This window comes from Mesorhizobium sp. M7A.F.Ca.CA.001.08.2.1, assembly GCF_003998455.1.
Taxonomy (GTDB): domain Bacteria; phylum Pseudomonadota; class Alphaproteobacteria; order Rhizobiales; family Rhizobiaceae; genus Mesorhizobium; species Mesorhizobium ciceri.
In genome coordinates, this window is record NZ_RZPW01001231.1 from 1 (window position 1) to 1,020 (window position 1,020).

A 1,020-nucleotide genomic window follows, 5' to 3' on the forward strand; every position below is an offset into this window, starting at 1 on the left:
CAGGTGGCAGCGGGTCGGGCGCGAACCGTCAGGCAATCCGTTCAACTCGATCGTGCAGCTCGAGCATGAGAACGGCATTCCGCGCAATCCGTTCATCAATGCCGGCGCCATCGTCATTTCCGACATCCTGCTTGCCGGCCACCAGCCGCGTGAAGCGATCGGCGAAATCCTGCGCTTCATCCAGTTTCTGGCCGATGACGAGACGATCATTATCGACCGAGAGGTCGCGGCGTCCGAACGGGCCACCGGCTACCGCAACTTCGCGCTTGCCAACTACATGAAATCCTTCGGCAATCTCCACCATGCGCCGGAGTTGGCGCTGGGTGTCTACTTCCACCACTGCGCCATCGCCATGAGTTGCCGGCAACTGGCGCTCGCCGGCCGCTTCCTCGCCAATGGCGGCAAGAACCCGGCGACCGGGCATTCCGTGGTGTCGGCCGAGCGCGCACGCCGCATCGGCGCGATGATGCTGACCTGCGGTCACTATGATGGCTCCGGCGATTTCGCCTTCCGCGTCGGCATCCCCGGCAAGAGCGGCGTCGGCGGCGGCATATTGGGCATCGTGCCGGGCGTGGCGTCGCTTGCCGTCTGGTCGCCCGGCCTCAATGCCAACGGCAACTCCAAGCTGGGGTCGATCGCGCTGGAAAAGCTGGCCAGGATGATGAACTGGTCGATCTTCGCGCCGTGATGCATGTCGCCCAAAAGTGCGCAGCGGTTTTGGGACAACGACATGCATAAAAATCAAAGAAGCGTTTTAGCCTTTCGCGATCCGGAATAGCGCCAGATAAGAAAATCCCGCACCGTCTTCGAGACGGCGCGGGATTTTTGTCAACAAACTAGCTCAGGTGGCTGAAAGGCTTAGAAAAAGCCCTTCCGCTGCCACCATCCGCCGCGTTTCGGCTTGTCGTCGGTCTTGTCCTCGGCCTTGGCCGCGGGTTCTTCCGCTACGGTCGAAGACACCACCGGCTCGACCGGCGCATTCACCGCCGCCGGCTTGCGCCGCGACGGGCGGGCCTTCGG

1 protein-coding gene is annotated in these 1,020 nt (G+C 62.7%); it reads left to right on the top strand.

Annotation, left to right across the window (positions count from 1 at the left end):
* The coding region (locus tag EN914_RS36420) for a glutaminase (RefSeq protein WP_127389735.1) at window positions 1-688 on the top strand (688 nt) is incomplete at its 5' end.
* Window positions 689-1,020 lie beyond the last annotated feature (332 nt).